The organism is Brachyspira sp. (assembly GCF_050873525.1).
Classification (GTDB): domain Bacteria; phylum Spirochaetota; class Brachyspiria; order Brachyspirales; family Brachyspiraceae; genus Brachyspira.
In genome coordinates this window covers 1-16,110 of record NZ_JBNMIZ010000035.1, presented here as the reverse complement: position 1 = coordinate 16,110, position 16,110 = coordinate 1, and the positions used below count along the sequence as shown (strand labels likewise).

Here is a 16,110-nt window from a genome sequence, read left to right as displayed (position 1 = left end):
GTTCTGTTCTGTTCTGTTCTGTTCTGTTCTGTTCTGTTCTGTTCTGTTCTGTTCTGTTCTGTTCTGTTCTGTTCTGTTCTGTTCTGTTCTGTTCTGTTCTGTTCTGTTCTGTTCTTCATGAGAATTTATCTCCGTTAAACCGCAAAAGTCCGAAATTTTTATTTTCGGTTATTTTAGAATTATACAATGTTTTAAAATTTTGTCAAGACTTTTATTAATAAAATTTCTTAAACGCCAATATACAAAGAAAAGCGAATATAATATTCGGCATCCAAGCGGCAATTAAAGGATTTATAGCTCCGCCGTCTCCCATCGACCTAAATATCATTAGAACGGAATAATAAAGCAAAGCCACGACTATAACCATTACCAAACTTACAACCAAAACGCTGTGAGTTGAAAATTTTGAAAATAACGAGGCAAGAAGAACGATAATAAAACCCGAAAAACAATAAGAAATTCTATAATGCAAATCGGTTTCCAAAAGCGCCGTATTCATATGAACCTCTTTACGAAGCTTAATTAGTCTCATCTCTTCCGTTAAACTCATAGTATCCAAAATCGGTCTCTGTCCAAAATGTTCGGGGCGCTCCAATACATCCAAAGGATAATGTTTGACTTCTTCAACGGTTATATTATTATTTTCATCAAATTTCGCCAATATTCCGCTTTCGGCATACCATTTTCTTTCTTCTCTATCCCATTCTATATAAGGAGAGGATAATCGCATTTCTATTCCGCCACTTTCTTTTAATCTTATGATTATCGCGTTAGTCATATATTCGCCGCTGTAAGAATAATTATCTATAAAATAAACATATCTGTTTCCGCCAAAAATATTCCAAGTTCCGCTCGCGTCGCTTGTAGTTCGCCCTCTTCCTTTATCGTCTGCTTCAAATGAAATTTTATTCGATGGAGCCGCCACAAACTGCCAAAAAAGAACGAGCAATAAACATAAAATTATTACTATTATAAAAACGGGAGATGAAAATCTAAACAAACTTATGCCCGAATTTTGAACGGCAAGCATTTCTTTATTTTTTACAAAAGTTCCCAAAACATAAGTGGAAGAAAACATAAGCGAAACTGGAAATATATAATACATATTATGCGGAATTCTCGCTATATGATAAGTTATAAAATAATTCATATATTCGGCATGTTCCGTATAATAGGATAATTTACTGCTTAAATCCGCGATAGTTACCAAAACCACAAACAGAAATAAAGAACCGAAAAAAAGAGTAAGGAATTCGGATAAAAGATAATAATTTAACTTTTTCATTTTAATATTATAAAATAAAAACAGTTTTAATTCAAGTTCATTCCGTAAGTTTCGTTTAATTCGTTCAATTCTTCCGATATGCTCGAATGCAGTTCTTTAATCTTTTCAAGAAGTGCGGAAGGTTTCGATTTACTGCTTTTGCCAGAACCGAAAACTTTGCTTATTTTTCTTTTTGCCTGAACCAAAGTATTCGCTTTAACCGTTGGGTCGGGAATAAATTTTGAAGCGTCAAAACCGAGTAAAGCCCCCATATAAAGCATTCCTTCGTATCCAAAATTATTGTCTATATCGGGACCGAAAGATTTTATTTTATCAAAACTTTCTTTTCCGTTTTGCATGAATTCTATAGCTTCGGCGTATAATTCGCTCGCTTTATATTGAAAAAACGGAATCAGTCTATCGTAATTTTCATTAGGAACTTCTTTCGATAAATCTTCCAAAACCCAGCATAATCTTAAAGAACATAGAGCCTTTTTCAAAGTCGGCGCTAATTCTTTATCATGATAAAAATATCCGTCCAGAGCCAAAAAATAACTCGCCGCTCCAGAATATAAATCTCTGTTTAATTCAAAATTAATATGATGTCCGAAAAATTCTTCCATATATTTTCTTCTCTCGTCTTTCGTATCCAAAATATCGTCAATCGATTTTTTATTAAGAAGCGAAAAATCCTCGCTAAAAGAAGCGTATAAACAGCTCGGACAAACGGCAACCACATATATTAAAGGATAAACCGCTCCGTATTTTTTGCTTTTTTCGTAAGTTCTTCTCAAATCGTTTCTAAGCTCGCCCGCGATTAATCTTCCGCCGCCAGTGAGAAGCATTTCATGATAGAATTCCGTTTCGCATACGGGACAAACTCTCGGATTTTTTTCAAAATAAGATACTTTCAAATCTTCGCTCATAAAAATTCCTCTTTCGTTAAATTTTAATTATTGTATATAAATCATAATATAAATTATAAACTATAAATTAATTATCGTCTTTTTTTATATTTTTCAATATCGCTAATATTTAATTTGCTTACTCTCAATTCTTTAAATAAATCGTTATAATAAACGATATAAAAATAAGGATACCTTGCCGACACGATTCTAATATCTCCGCTGCTCGTCCCAAGAAAAGACAAATCTATAGTCTGCTCGTCCATATATATATATTTGCTGCCATTTTCTTTCATATAAAAAATTACATTTTGCGCCGCATAATCTAAAACGGAATCAAAAGCGATTATATTTTCGTCTTCCGTTATTATATTTCCTTCCGTAAAAACGCCGTCATAAAATCTTCTGTAGTCAATGGAATTTCTATTATCTTTGGAAGTATAAATTATGCTAAATCTATTATGCGATTCATAATTAACGGAATATAAATTGGCGTTCGTCACAATCGAATTATTATCGAAAAATCTGAAAGCCGTATTTGTCTTTCTCGATGCGTAAAAAATATTGTCGGTTTGATATTCTTTTATATAAACGGCGTATCCGTCTTTTTCGGCAACGGGATAAATTTTGTCGATTATTTTATTCGTATAAATTAAATCGGAAAAAAAATTATCTCTATAGAATCTCGAAATATATAAAATTCCTCCGCTATCTATAAAAAAAAGAATCGGAGAATTGAAAGCGGAAACCACCAATTTCAAATCGACTATTTTTTGATTTTCTTTCAAATCCATCGGATAATTATTGAAATAGCCCGAATTATTATTTGCAAACCAGATTTTATTATTCTTCAAATAAGAAATATGCATGTTTTCCGAATTTGTTGCCAAACTTACCAAACTTCCAATATCTCTATTTTTATCAATAATCGTTCTGTTAAATTTTCCGTCTTTTCCATTAACATAAATCGGAGTTTTCAAAATATTATCGTAATAAACGAAATGAATATTATCTTTGGAATCGGCAAAAATCTCGCTTATGTGAGTTTCTTTATTAAGAGAAGCGATAGCCCAAGTCGATAAAGATTCAAAACCGCTTAATCTTATATATTCTTTCGACAAAGGCGGAGCGTCTTTTTTTATATCTTTTTCGTATTGTCCGTTTAATACTAAAAATATTGAAAATAAAAGGACGAAAATTTTTATAATTATATTATTCAAATTATTATTTTTTCTTTTTTGTTTTATTTTTTGATTTCTTTTTTCCATCTTCTATTTTAATAACCGATTCGATTCCCTCTTCTTTCGGTCTTATAAATCTGCATTTAATTATATTTCCTTTATCGTCTTTAATCGCTTTTATATGAGAATAATAAAATATGCAATGCTCTATATAAGCGCTGTCGTCAACAATAGAACCGTATAAATAACTAACGCCTTTTATTAGGACATCTCGCCCTATTTTCGTAGGATGATTATCGCTTCCCGTTATATTTACGCCTCGCTCCAAAATAGTTCCTTCGCCTATAAATACATTTCCTCTGATTTGATTTCCAGAATATATTTTAACATTTTTTTCTAAAATAAGTTTTTGTTTTTCCAAGCATGAAAGCAAAACATTATCGCCAATAAAAGCGTTTTCGCCAAGTTGTATATTTCCTTCGAGCCGCGCTCCGTTTGATATAAAAACGCCGTAATTGATTTTGACGCCTTTTCCAATATAAGCTCCTTTTCCAATATAAATATCCAAAGGTTTTTCGTCTTTATCTATTTCTAAAATTTCTTCAACCACGCTGTCGTCTATAAAGAAATCTTCCGAATCGTATATTGTGATAATATTTTTTAATTTATTATATACTTTCGATTTTGCGATTGATTCCATTTCTTTAAGAACTGTTTTATCGTTGAAGCCCAAAACCACTTTATTGTCTTTTGGAATATAAGTTGAAATTGAAAAATCATTATTCAAAAATATTTCTATCAAGTCGGTTAAATAAAATTCTTTTTGAGCGTTATTCGATTTTATTTCGGAAATTAATTTAAGCAAAGGCTCGGTTCTAAATCCGTATATTCCCACGATATATTCGTTGAAATCTTCAAGAAGTTCGTCTTTATGAAAAGAAAATTTTTCATCTTTATAAGTTTTAAAAAGTTTATCTTCATCGCCCATAGAAAGAATATCTTTATATTCTATGACGCCGACAACCTCTCCTTGAGCTTTTTTATATTTACTCGGTTTGCCTTCGGAGGTTAATCCTCTGCTTCTTAATATTCTTCCGTAATAATTGCTTCCTTTCGGTCCGTCATATAAAGCCGTCATTACTATCATATCGGATTTTGATTTTAAGAATTCTTCTTTAAATTCTTTCATCGTATTTGAATCTATTAATCCCAAATCGGCATATATCACATAGCAGTATTTTATATTTTTTAAATCGCTTTTTTCGAGTCCGATTCTAACGGCATGTCCAGTTCCCATTTGAGATTCCTGATAGGCGAAAATCGTATTCGGCTGCTTTCCAACCGCGTTTGCCACATCCAAAGCCTTTATTCCGACAACTATCGTAACATTGCTTTTAGGAATTCCGTTGCTAACAGCGAGTCGAACTCTCTCTATACTCGGAACTCCCCAAATCTTGTGAAGCATTTTTGAAGTCGAGCTTCTTATTCTCTTTCCATGTCCAGCCGCCAATATTATAACCAAAGTGTCGTTTTTTGAAAATTTGGAAGATAAAGATAAAAGTTCGTTTTCGACTAAATTATCGTTTTTCTTTTTTGTATTTTTCTTTTCCATAAGCGGAAGCTCCTGCTTGTAAAAATTATAAAAATTATTCGTTAAATTAAATCTTCTATATTATTATCGTTATTTTCGGAATTTATTTTTTTATCCGAATTATTATAAGTTTCGTCTTCTTTCAGCCATTTTCTTAAAACCTTCACAACCGATTGAGCGAGAATATCCAATTTCTTTTTTGCTCTCACATTTCCGCCCAAATTAGAATCTTCTTTCAAAATAAATTTATATAATTGCATCGCTCTTATAGGATTTTTTTTATCGAAATTATAATAATCGGCGATTTTTTCTATTCCTCCGAAATAAGAGGCAGTTATATAACATCGATAAGCTCCGTCAACATCGTTTTGATTAAATAGTTCGTTGCCTTTTCTAATCAAGGCGCTTCTTGTAGAATCGTTTATTTCCATATTTTATAATTGTATATTAATAATATTAAAAATTCAAGTGCAGATTTTTTATAATTTGTTAGATTTTATAATATTAAAAACAGATTGTAAGGTTTAAGGTTAAATATAAATGTTATAAAATGAATAATTAACAAATAATAGTTTAATTTTTAATATATTTATAAAATTTTGTTTAGATAATAAAGTAGAATTTTAAAAAATATAATATCTTTTTATTAGAAATCTATTTATAAATTACTTAATCGAATTATACTTAAATCTTCTATTCTCGCTTAAAACTTTACTTATAGCGTTCATTAAAAGTCCTATTGAAAATGATAAGCCCGATAATATTATCAAACATATAGTTAATATCGCAGTCGGAAATCTATCCACTCTTAAAGTCTCAAAATATTCTATAGTTATTCCTATTCCTAAAAATAATCCTATAGACAAAAATATTAAACTTATCGTATTAAAAAATAATAACGGTTTTTCAGTCATTAGTAAATAAATTATAGTCCAAAGTATTCTAAATCCGTCTTTGAAAGTATTTAATTTTGAATGCGAACCTTCGGGACGCTTTGATGCAAGAGTATATAGAAAATAATCTTAAACAATCTGAAGTGCTAGACGCTCAAGTTTCTGTATCTTCTTCTATGAAAGAAGCGAATATAGGCGAAATGGACGCTATAGTAGAATCTATCAAACAGCAAAAATAATAGTTTTTTGATGATTTAATAATTGTTAAAAGGCGTAAAAATTAAAGCCAATAGAGAATTTATTGTTTTCCATTGGCTTTTTATATGGATTGGCTAATAATGACGCTACACAAAAAACTACCACATACTAAACTATGGTGGATTTATTTTTACATGAGGTAAAACATTACTTAATAATTTATACTATTTACAAATTGTGAAAATTTTGATAGAATATTAAAAATTCATTATTAAGGAAATTTAATAATTGTGTCATTTCTTGATTTATTTAACTACAAAAAGAGAAAAATCCAACAGCGAGAGCAAAATAAAAAACTCAAAAAAACTGAACGCAATTTAGATAAAACCATAGCTATAGAAAAAAGAGCGGTAGTTTTGATAGAGGATTTCAACATTGAGGTTAAAGAATTTCAAAAGAAGGTTGAGGAAAATCAAAAACTTCAATCACAGCTCCAAGAAAAAGAACTCTTCCTAAATGAAAGAGAACAATACTTAAACAAAAGCAAGAATGATTTAGATGAAAGAATAGAAGCCAATCGTAAAGAAGAAATTACTTTGCATATTCGTTCAGAAGAAATAAAGAAAGATGAAATGCGATTAAATAAAAAAGATAGGGATTTAGATGATGAAAGAGAAAATATTAAAAATGAACGCGAAAATATAAAAGAAAGAGAGAAAAAATCAAAGAATGCCCAAGAAAAAGCGGAAAAATCAAAAGAAAAATATGATGAAAAATATAAAGAGGCAGAATCGAGCAAAAAAGAATATGAAGATAAAATTAAGGATTTAGAAACAAGAGAAAAGGAATGCAAAATAAATGAGGCAGATATTAAGAAAAGGTGGGAAGATTTAAAAACAAAAGAATCAAACTTTGCCACACAAGAGGAAACATTACGCAAAGAGTTTGAAGAAAAACAAAGCAAGTGGGAGGAAGAAAGAGTTGAAATAGAAGCAAAACTAAATGAAAAAATTAAAGAATATGATAGAAAAATGGCAGATATTGACGCTATGAGCGAGACATTGGACAATATCAATTTTGACGATAGCGAAGATGGTAGAAAAGCTAAAATTGTCGTAAAAGAAACCATAAGAGTAGGTATAGGCACACTCGAAGACACTTTACAGAAATTTAAAGAATTGGACGAAAAATATGCTAGCGGAACTTTCAAAGGTTTTTCTGTCCCTATAGATGAAATTAGCCAAACAAACGAAGAATTAAAAACCCAATATGAAGGCATTAAAGAACATTCCGAATCTTCGGGTAATCTTTTTGACGCTTGGATTGAAAAAATAGAAACTTGCATTGCCGAAGCGGATAAAAACTATAAATCGCATTATTTTGCAGAATCGTATAGGAAATCCGTAGAGGGTCTGGCATATTGTCAAGGCTATATTGATATGGTAAATATTTTTAATGATTTTTCGGGTAATTCCCAAAGTGATGATAGCCAAACTGATGCTGGAGAATGGTTTGATTATTATAAATTTTTCTTTGAAGAAGAATTTGAAAAGTATGATAATATTATTAATATAACAATAGATATAATTAAAAAGCGATGGAAGAAAATGGCTAAAAAATATCACCCAGATAGAAACTCTGGAAATAAAGAAGCCGAAGAAAAATTTAAAAAACTTAATGAAATTTGGGAAATCCTACAAGACGAAAATAAGAAAGCCCAATACGATAAAACTTATTATGAAAATAAAGAAAAGTTTAAGCAAAATGATAAATAAAACAAAGGAGAAAAGCAATGGAAAATAAAGATTCTAAACTCAACAAACTTAATCTACCCACTTTAAAAAAGCCAAGCGGTGGCATAGTCAAAAAGTCGGATTCTAAACCTATAAAACCTTTAGATTTAGAATCTATAAAGAAAAAAGCCGAAGTAAATAAAATTGTAAATCAAGATTCTATCAAAAAGCAAATGCGCCAAAAAAGACAAGAAAATAAAGGATTAGATTTGGTTTTGATTGGAGATTTTACGGATTCTATGTATGAATACAGAGAAACATTGAGAAAAAAATTTAAAGAATTATGTCAAGTTTTAATTAAAATTATCCCAAACTTACGCATAGGCATAGTGTTTTATTTAGACCATGGGGCGTATCCGCATTATTTTCAACCAAATAGAAATCCATACATTACAAAAACACATAAGATTAGTGTTGATATAGAATCGTTGGCAAATTTTATTGATTCTACCCCTATTGGAAACGGAATTGATTGGGAGGAAGCGGTAGAAGACGCTCTTAACGATGCTCTAAATATGAATTGGAATGAAATCAATACTCGTTCAATAGTATTATTTGGTGATGCAAAATCACACGAACCAAACGAATGCAATAGCGGATATGATTATTTTGAATTAACTAAAAAACTTTATAATTCAAAAGTTACAATAAATACTGTATTTTGTGGTAAAACTAGAGATTATAGAAGCATATCCGACTTATATAATGTTGATATAGGGGATTTTAGTAAGCGCGTATCAAGGCTCAACGATGATGAATTTTTCTCTTGGATTGCAAATGTTACTGGTGGCGTTGCCATAGGAGTGGAGCAAATAGATGATATTGTGGATATTATAAAAGCTATGGCTGCAAAAGACGCTGGTAAAATCGATGAACTCGAAGAAGAAATAAAAATAAGTCATAAGCCTATACCCGCACTCAAGCATATTAAAGAAAAAGCTAAACAAATTGAAAATAAAAAGAAAATGCTTGGCATAGGATATGATGGAGAAAGTAGCTAACTTTTTTATTTTTTATAAAATATATCTTTTTTATTTAATAAAATTAAATATTGAAATGTAGCTTGATATTATAATATAAAGCATATATACCAAAATAAATAAAGAAGTTATTTTAACTACATACATTCATTATTAATAAAAAATGTCAATACTTTAATCTATAAAAAATAAAATAATATAAACTTCATTTTTTATAAATATAATATATAATAATCTTATTGAAATTCTATTTTATACTTTAATATTCCGAAAATATAAAAAGCGGAATTTATTTTATAGATTTTAATTTTTATTTAATTTTAGGTAAAATATGCCAGATAATATAAATAATATTAAAGAAGCGACTAACACGGAAACTATAGAACCGAAAAAAGCCTTAAAGAAAAAAGTATTGGTTAAATCAAAAGATAAAGTTAAAGATTTGGATTTGTCGAATTACGGTTATAGAACTCAAGCGAGAATATACGCCGTTATGTCGCTATACGCTTATGAAATGAATAAAGGCGAAATGAATATTGAAGAAATTTTATATTTCGATTATGACGATAAAAATATAAACGATTCGGTAAAAAAATTTGCAAAAGAACTTATCGAAGGAACTATAAATAATTTGGAAAGAATAAACGGAATAATTGAAAAATATTCTAAAAACTGGGATATAAAAAGAATTCAATATGTGGATAAATCAATATTAAGAATGTCGATTTATAGTTTAATTTATTTGAAAGAAAAAATATCAAAACCTATAATTATAAACGAAGCGGTGGAGATAGCGAAAATATTTGGAGATAAAGATTCTTATAAATTTATTAACGGGATTTTAGATGGCATACAAGAAGAAGACATATTATAAAAAATTGTCAAAATACAAAAACTTAAAAACCGTCATGTTTATTTTATGCATCGGAGCTTTAGGAATCATATCGATAGTTTCTTTGAATATCGCGATAGTTCAGGGAAAAATAAGATTAAATCCAAAAATCATAGACGAATATACTTTAGCCGAAGAATATTATAATAATAAAGATTACGGAAAAGCGAAATCGATTCTAAAAAAAGAAATCAGTTCGACTATCGACCCCAAAAAAGAATATGACGCGAATATACTTCTTGGAAAAATATATAACGAAACGGGCGATTATTTAAACGCGATTAATCTGTTTAATAATATGACTAATTCTTTATATTTGGACGAACGATTAAAATATAATATGGCAATTTCTTATTTGAAAAGCGAAATGCCCGAACAGGCTTTATATTATTTGGAACAAGCTTTAACCGTTAACTCTAATTATATCCCTACCCTACTCACATTGGGACAGTTTTATATGGATAGAGATTTGCCTCGTTTGGCGAAAGGCTATTATGAAAGAGTTTTAAGACAGGAAGAAAATGACGAAGCTATGTTTTATGTGGGAATAATAGCTTTAAACGAAGGACTGCAAAATATAGCTTACGACACTTTAAATAAATTAGTTAGAACGAGCAAGGGAGAATATGCGGATAAAGCGGCAAATATTTTGGGCGACATTTATGTAATATCTGGAGATACCGACAGCGCGATAGAAATGTATTTGAAAAGTTTGGCAAATTCAAAAATGCAGTCGGACTCGGCGGGCAGACTTGTTAGAGTTTATCAGCAGACGGAAGATTACGATTCAATAAAAAAAGTTTACGAACAAATTTTGGAACAGAATCCGAACGATGTCGAAACGATTTTATCGCTCGGAGAATTATACGAAAAAGAAAACGCCTACGATAAAGCGATTAAATATTATTTGAGATTAACGAAAATTAAAAATTACGAAAACACTTACGAAGCGGTTGGAATGCTTGCGAACGCTTATTATAAAGGCGCAATGCTAAAAGAAGCGGAAGCGAATTATAAAAAAATATTGATAGTCGATAAGAAAGACGATTTATATATAACGGCTTTGGAACGGCTCGGCGATATAACTTACAGAAAAAAATCTTATTTTGAATCTTTAAAATATTATCAGCAGGTTTTTTCGATTGAAACGAATAATTTAATATTTATGCCGCGACTCGGAGAATTGGAATTATATTACGGCAATTCGGACAGAGGAATTAGACTGCTTGAAAATTCTATTAGAGAAGGAATCGGAAACGCATTCCCGAGCAGAACTTTAGCAATTTATTACGAATCTATTGGAAACAATAACGAAGCGGTGAATTATTACGATTATACTTTAGCGAAATATCCTAAAGACAGAGAAAGCATATACAGAGGCGGAATACTTTATCATAAAACTCGACATTACGATAAAGCGAAAGAATCTCTATTAATTGCGGCAAACGATGAAAATAATACTACTTTAGTGAGAGAAACGGCATGGGTAACTTTATGTTCTATGATGGAAGAAATATCGGCATATAATGACGCGTCCGTTTATTACAGACACTTAATTGAAATGTCGCCAAAAGTCGAAAATTATAAACTTTACGGAGCGTTTTCATACAGGAGACTTCAATATAACGATGCAATTTACGCCTACAACGAAGCTTTAAATATAGCAACGGATAAAAAAGATATGTTTGAAATAAATTTGGCTTTGGGAAAATGCTATTTCAGAATGAACGAACTCGATAATGCCGAAGAAAGCTACAAAAACGCTTTAAGTTATAACGGCGGAGATTCGCAGGCAAAAGAAGGTTTGAAGCAGGTTATTTCAAAAAAGAAATTGATTTATAATCGATAATTAATATTTTTATTATTAACTATAAATCTTGTCAAATTCGATAATTATTATAAAATACAAATCTATACTTTTTGTTTGGAATATTTTTGATGAAAAATACTAATAATACAAAACAGCCTAAACTTACTTTAAAAGAAAGATATAACGAAGAATTTTTGGAAAAAGCCGAATGCAGAAGAAAAGCCTTGCAGTATAAAAGAATGCATGTCGGACAAATAAATACCGACAGATTGGAACATATGATAAAACTTCTTTATCAAGTTCATCAAAATTATTATCTCGGATATTTTGAAGCGAGCTGCACTCTTGCTGGCAGTATGTTCGAGCAGTCTCTTATGATTCTTTTGGAAGAAAAAATTAACGAAGACGGTTTTATATCGGTGAAGAAATCTAAAGACGGAAAACCTTATTACGAAAAAATTACGAATGTCGAAGATTTGGCTCAATGCAATATCGGAATTTTAATTTCTATTGTCGGCTATTATAAAATGCTTCCCCATAACGAATACAATTTGGCGAAAACACTTCAAAATATTAGAAACTGTATAGTCCATGATATGCTTCCGAAATTTTCTTTGACTAACGGATATTATCAGGCGGAAATAAAAATTAATTTGAATTCCAATATAACGAAAGTAGTAAAAATTCCCGAATCAGAAATAAAAAGTCGCACGACTGGGCAAAGTTCGATAGAATTATGGTCGTATTTTCTATTAACCCGCACGCGAAGTTTGATAGAGTTTTTATTTATAAACAGAGTAAAAAAATTCCCGCCAGAATTTTAATTATATAAAATCATTTCACAACATCAAAAAAATCATCGGGATAACCATACATATCGATTCTTCCGCTTTCGTCAATATCAATTTCGACATAAGTGCCGTTAATAATCTTTTCGTTTTTATATCTGTCGGTTAAAAAATCCATAACTTGATTATCCGAACCGAACAAATGATTATTTATATTTCGTCTCTCTTCAATATATCGCCCAGAAATTAGCAAATCGGCATAATCAAAAATTTCAGTTTTTCCGCTCGATTTAATTTCCTCTTTTTCGTAGCCCGTATAGAGTATTATTCCGAGATTCAATTCTTTTATAAGTTTCATTAATTTTAATAATTCTTCGAACTGCTCTAAAGGTTCTCCGCCAAGTATAGAAACTCCGCTTATATTATATTTATTAATAGCCTCTTTTATTTGAATTATTAAATCTTCGGTTTTTATATAAAAGCCGCCTTCAAAATCATGCATCGATTTATTCCAGCAGCCTTTACATTTCAAACTGCATCCTTGCATCCAAATTGCAAATGTGTTTCCGAAACCGTATATACTCGAATTATTATTAATATGAGCGAGCCGCATTTTATTTTTTCAATCTTAATAATCTTAAATCAATTTTTATCTCACTTCTCTAACCAAAGTAAGCTGGATTTTATTGTCTTTTTTTACTTCCATAACTCTATAGCCTTTGGCTTTCGCTTTTTCCATTATCGCTTTCTTTTGAGATTCTATATAAGCGAGTCTCTCTCTTTCGAGTCTTTCCGCTTCTTCTTTAAGTTTTATTTCGTAAACATTATTATAAGATTTTTCCACTTTAGCAATAAAAGAATATATTTCGTTATTATAGCTGTCATGGTTTAAAATATATTTTCCGTTTACAAATTTAAAATATGTGTTTCTATACATATGCAAAGCGGGAATATAAATTTTATCGTTTTTTATTTCGTATTTACATCCGCATTTTTCCAAAGCTTCCAAAAGTATTTCTTCGCTTATAAAAGGTGTAGCAGTTTTTACTAAACAACTCATTTTTTTCTCTCCTATTTTTATTTTTGAATATTAATATTTTTTTGACTCATATTAACTTTTTGATAATACTCGTCAGTTTTCTTAACTTCTTTTATATCGGCAAGTTCGTTTAAAATTTCTTCCACTTCCGATAAACAAGCCTCTCCTTTGATTCCGTCAGTTTTCACATTCAAACTTCCGTCCTCGTTAATCGTTACCGTTATTCTTTGTTCTTGCATTTTTATTCTCCTTTTACAAAATTATAAATTATCAATATCGATTTTATTTATCAAATCAATATCTTCCTCATCTGTTTCCATTACATAAGAAAGCGAAGATACATTATTTTTCTTATTGTAAGCATTTCTGTATATGATATTAATTCTATCTATTACTTTGTTTACTTCAGCTATATTAACACTTACATTATCTATAATTTTCAATTCTTTATTTATATTATTTTCTATATCTAAAATTTCTTCTCCATAAGTTTTATTATCAGAATAATCGAAATCTTTTATAATATCTCTTATATCCTTTATTTTTTTTATACATTCCAAATAAGCAGTCCCAACTTTTTTATTAATATTTTTATTATTATTTTGACTTTCATTATATTGTTTAGTTTCATCACCGTTTTTGGTTTCACTATATACTTCATAATCATTTTGAAAGGAAGTTTCATTTGTTTTTGGTTTATTTATAAATTTTTTTACTAAATATTCCTTACCATATTCAAATGCTTTATCAGTTAAACCTAACTCGATAGCCTTACCTATTAAATGACGAGTAACTTCACTATTATTGTTATTTTTTGCATTATGTTTAGATGATTGATTGCATTTTTTATTTACGGAATTAAATTTTCTACTATTTGTAGATGAATTTCTTTTTTTAATATTCTCCTTTTTTATAAGGCTACATAAAAATATAATAATAAAAAAAGCAATTAAGAATATAACTATAATCTCTGGATTATTAATTATATATAATATTATTTCGTATATTATATACATAATACCAATAAAAATAAAAAAATAAAAAATCTTTTTCATTTACTAAATCCTTTTTGTTAAATTTTATTCAATGAACGGGTTATTAATTTCTTGTTTTAATTGAGGAATAGGTTTATCTTTCGATTTTTCATCCTCTTTCCAAGAATTTGAAGAAGCCAAAACGGCGCGAGCTTTAGCCCATCTTCTCATATCGCTTATATTCTCTTTCATAGTTTTTGAAATAGGGTAAGTTTTTTTCATTGCCTCTATTATATGCTCCGTTGAAATTTCTTTATTTTCGTCAAAAGCCTTAAATAAAGCCTCTTTTATCGCTTCCTCTATTTCCGCTCCCGAAAATTCTTCGCAAGTCTCCGCTATTTTTGAAATATCGAAATTCTTATAATCTCTTCTAAATTTCTTCAAATGTATTTTTATTATCTCTTCTCTGTCTTCTTTAAGCGGCAAATCGACAAAAAATATTTCGTCAACTCTTCCTTTTCTTAAAAGTTCTGGAGGAAGCCCCGATATATTATTTGCAGTCGCCACAACAAATACGGGTTTTTTCTTCTCCTGCATCCAAGTTAAAAAAGTTCCCAATACTCTCGAAGTAGTTCCGCCGTCCGTAGAACCAGAAGACGCCATTCCAGAAAGTCCTTTTTCAATTTCGTCAATCCAAAGAATCGAAGGAGATACCGCTTCCGCTATTTTCAACGCTTTTCTTATATTGCTTTCCGATTCGCCGACAATTCCCGCGAAAACTTTTCCCATATCCAATTTTATTATAGGAAACTGCCAAGCCGAGCCAACCGCTTTCGCGCATAAACTTTTTCCAGTTCCCGGTATTCCGAGCAAAAGTATTCCTCTCGGAATTTCAAGCCCGTATTTTTTAGCTTCGTCCTCGAAAGCGCGTCCTCTTCTTTTTAGCCAGTCTTTCAAAATATCGAGTCCGCCGACATCGTCCAAAGTTTCGTTATGATGATAATATTCCAAATGCCCGCTGTTTTTAATTATATTTTCTTTTTCCTGTATTATTATTGAAATTTCTTTTTCGGTTAATTGTCCCGTTTGAACTATCGCTTTTGAAAACGCCCTTTGAGCTTCCATAATCGTTAAACCCAAAGCCGATTCTATTATTTTTTGAGTGTTTCCTTCGGGATTTACGCTATAATGTTTGCATACTTCGTTAAATATAATTTTTAAATCTTCCGCGTTAGGCAAATCCAACTCTTCAATATAAACATCTTTATCGAGTTCGGAGGGAAGCTGTCTTCTCGTTTGAAGCATTATTAAACTTCTGTCGGTATAATTTTTCGCTGCAATATCTCTCATTTTGCTTATTAAAAAAGCGTTATTTTCCAACTGCAAATTAAATTCTTCCAAAATCAAAATGGAATCTTTAGCCTCATCGCTTTCATACCAATCCAAAATCGCTCGGTTATCTTCCATATTTTCGATAATATCAAATTTCTTTCCGTTGAATCTTTTAAGCCCCGAAGAACAATTCCACTTATACCAGTTCCTTTTTAGTTCGCGAGCCGCCGCCGCAACCTTTCCGTCTACTATCATATTTTCGTAGCTTATAATCTGTATAATGTTTATACGAGATTTTATCAAATTGTTTAAATTAATCATTTATAAACTCCAATTTTTTAATAATTTTAATAAATATATAAAAAATATATTTTCAAATATAATTACTTTTAATTTTTTTGAATAAAATAAAATATTCCTAAATGATTTTAGGCTAATTGATAAACATAATAAAATATTTAATGCAATAT

At 30.0% G+C, this 16,110-nt stretch carries 16 protein-coding genes and 1 pseudogene; 6 read left to right on the top strand and 11 right to left on the bottom strand.

The genetic code is table 11. From position 1 onward, the window contains the following. Positions 1–214: 214 nt before the first annotated feature. The 6 genes and pseudogenes from ACR0QS_RS04220 to ACR0QS_RS04195 all read right to left on the bottom strand — a co-directional run bounded on the left by ACR0QS_RS04220 (position 215) and on the right by ACR0QS_RS04195 (position 5,855). A complete protein-coding gene (locus tag ACR0QS_RS04220; RefSeq protein ID WP_432632194.1) occupies positions 215–1,285 on the bottom strand; it encodes an LptF/LptG family permease in 1,071 nt (356 codons plus the stop codon). 26 nt (positions 1,286–1,311) lie between these two features. Next, complete coding sequence (locus ACR0QS_RS04215) at positions 1,312–2,190, bottom strand: DUF2225 domain-containing protein (protein WP_432632193.1); 879 nt, start codon at positions 2,188–2,190, stop codon at positions 1,312–1,314. 71 nt (positions 2,191–2,261) lie between these two features. Beyond that, the gene (locus ACR0QS_RS04210; RefSeq protein ID WP_432632192.1) at positions 2,262–3,437 is read right to left on the bottom strand and encodes a hypothetical protein; all 1,176 of its coding nucleotides are present in this window, start codon (positions 3,435–3,437) and stop codon (positions 2,262–2,264) included. Then, positions 3,394–4,962: an NTP transferase domain-containing protein gene (locus tag ACR0QS_RS04205; protein ID WP_432632191.1), complete on the bottom strand. Its 1,569-nt coding sequence runs from the start codon at positions 4,960–4,962 to the stop codon at positions 3,394–3,396. The genes ACR0QS_RS04210 and ACR0QS_RS04205 overlap by 44 nt, the downstream gene beginning before the upstream one ends. A gap of 44 nt (positions 4,963–5,006) precedes the next feature. Beyond that, a pseudogene (locus ACR0QS_RS04200) lies at positions 5,007–5,372 on the bottom strand (hypothetical protein); the annotation flags it as partial. A 234-nt stretch (positions 5,373–5,606) separates the two neighbouring features. Beyond that, positions 5,607–5,855 carry a family 2 glycosyl transferase gene (locus ACR0QS_RS04195; RefSeq protein ID WP_432632190.1) on the bottom strand — a complete coding sequence of 83 codons (249 nt, stop codon included), beginning with the start codon at positions 5,853–5,855 and terminating at the stop codon, positions 5,607–5,609. Positions 5,856–5,938: 83 nt separating this feature from the next. Between ACR0QS_RS04195 and ACR0QS_RS04190 the strand changes: the two genes are divergently transcribed. The 6 genes from ACR0QS_RS04190 (at position 5,939) to ACR0QS_RS04165 (ending at position 12,331) form a co-directional block, all read left to right on the top strand. Next, positions 5,939–6,073 (top strand): hypothetical protein, encoded by a 135-nt coding sequence (locus ACR0QS_RS04190; RefSeq protein WP_432632189.1) that lies wholly within the window; start codon positions 5,939–5,941, stop codon positions 6,071–6,073. Positions 6,074–6,322: 249 nt separating this feature from the next. Next, entirely contained in the window at positions 6,323–7,807 is a 1,485-nt protein-coding gene (locus ACR0QS_RS04185) for a DnaJ domain-containing protein (protein ID WP_432632188.1), read from the top strand. 17 nt (positions 7,808–7,824) lie between these two features. Beyond that, the gene (locus ACR0QS_RS04180) at positions 7,825–8,826 is read left to right on the top strand and encodes a vWA domain-containing protein (RefSeq protein ID WP_432632187.1); all 1,002 of its coding nucleotides are present in this window, start codon (positions 7,825–7,827) and stop codon (positions 8,824–8,826) included. 310 nt (positions 8,827–9,136) lie between these two features. Continuing rightward, positions 9,137–9,679, top strand: coding sequence for a transcription antitermination factor NusB (nusB, locus tag ACR0QS_RS04175; protein WP_432632186.1), 543 nt, complete (start codon positions 9,137–9,139; stop codon positions 9,677–9,679). Further along, positions 9,651–11,546 carry a tetratricopeptide repeat protein gene (locus tag ACR0QS_RS04170; RefSeq protein ID WP_432632185.1) on the top strand — a complete coding sequence of 632 codons (1,896 nt, stop codon included), beginning with the start codon at positions 9,651–9,653 and terminating at the stop codon, positions 11,544–11,546. The genes nusB and ACR0QS_RS04170 overlap by 29 nt, the downstream gene beginning before the upstream one ends. Before the next feature lie 89 nt (positions 11,547–11,635). Then, positions 11,636–12,331 carry a hypothetical protein gene (locus ACR0QS_RS04165; protein ID WP_432632184.1) on the top strand — a complete coding sequence of 232 codons (696 nt, stop codon included), beginning with the start codon at positions 11,636–11,638 and terminating at the stop codon, positions 12,329–12,331. A 10-nt stretch (positions 12,332–12,341) separates the two neighbouring features. On the opposite strand, the gene ACR0QS_RS04160 is transcribed toward ACR0QS_RS04165, so the two are convergent. The 5 genes from ACR0QS_RS04160 to ACR0QS_RS04140 are packed head-to-tail and all read right to left on the bottom strand — an operon-like array spanning position 12,342 to position 15,961. After that, complete coding sequence (locus ACR0QS_RS04160) at positions 12,342–12,908, bottom strand: 4Fe-4S single cluster domain-containing protein (protein ID WP_432632183.1); 567 nt, start codon at positions 12,906–12,908, stop codon at positions 12,342–12,344. Positions 12,909–12,944: 36 nt separating this feature from the next. After that, the gene (locus ACR0QS_RS04155; protein WP_432632182.1) at positions 12,945–13,355 is read right to left on the bottom strand and encodes a hypothetical protein; all 411 of its coding nucleotides are present in this window, start codon (positions 13,353–13,355) and stop codon (positions 12,945–12,947) included. 17 nt (positions 13,356–13,372) lie between these two features. Continuing rightward, entirely contained in the window at positions 13,373–13,573 is a 201-nt protein-coding gene (locus ACR0QS_RS04150; RefSeq protein WP_432632181.1) for a DUF2997 domain-containing protein, read from the bottom strand. A gap of 21 nt (positions 13,574–13,594) precedes the next feature. Next, complete coding sequence (locus tag ACR0QS_RS04145; protein ID WP_432632180.1) at positions 13,595–14,389, bottom strand: hypothetical protein; 795 nt, start codon at positions 14,387–14,389, stop codon at positions 13,595–13,597. Between the two features lie 24 nt (positions 14,390–14,413). Further along, positions 14,414–15,961: an AAA family ATPase gene (locus ACR0QS_RS04140; protein ID WP_432632179.1), complete on the bottom strand. Its 1,548-nt coding sequence runs from the start codon at positions 15,959–15,961 to the stop codon at positions 14,414–14,416. Positions 15,962–16,110: the final 149 nt, after the last annotated feature.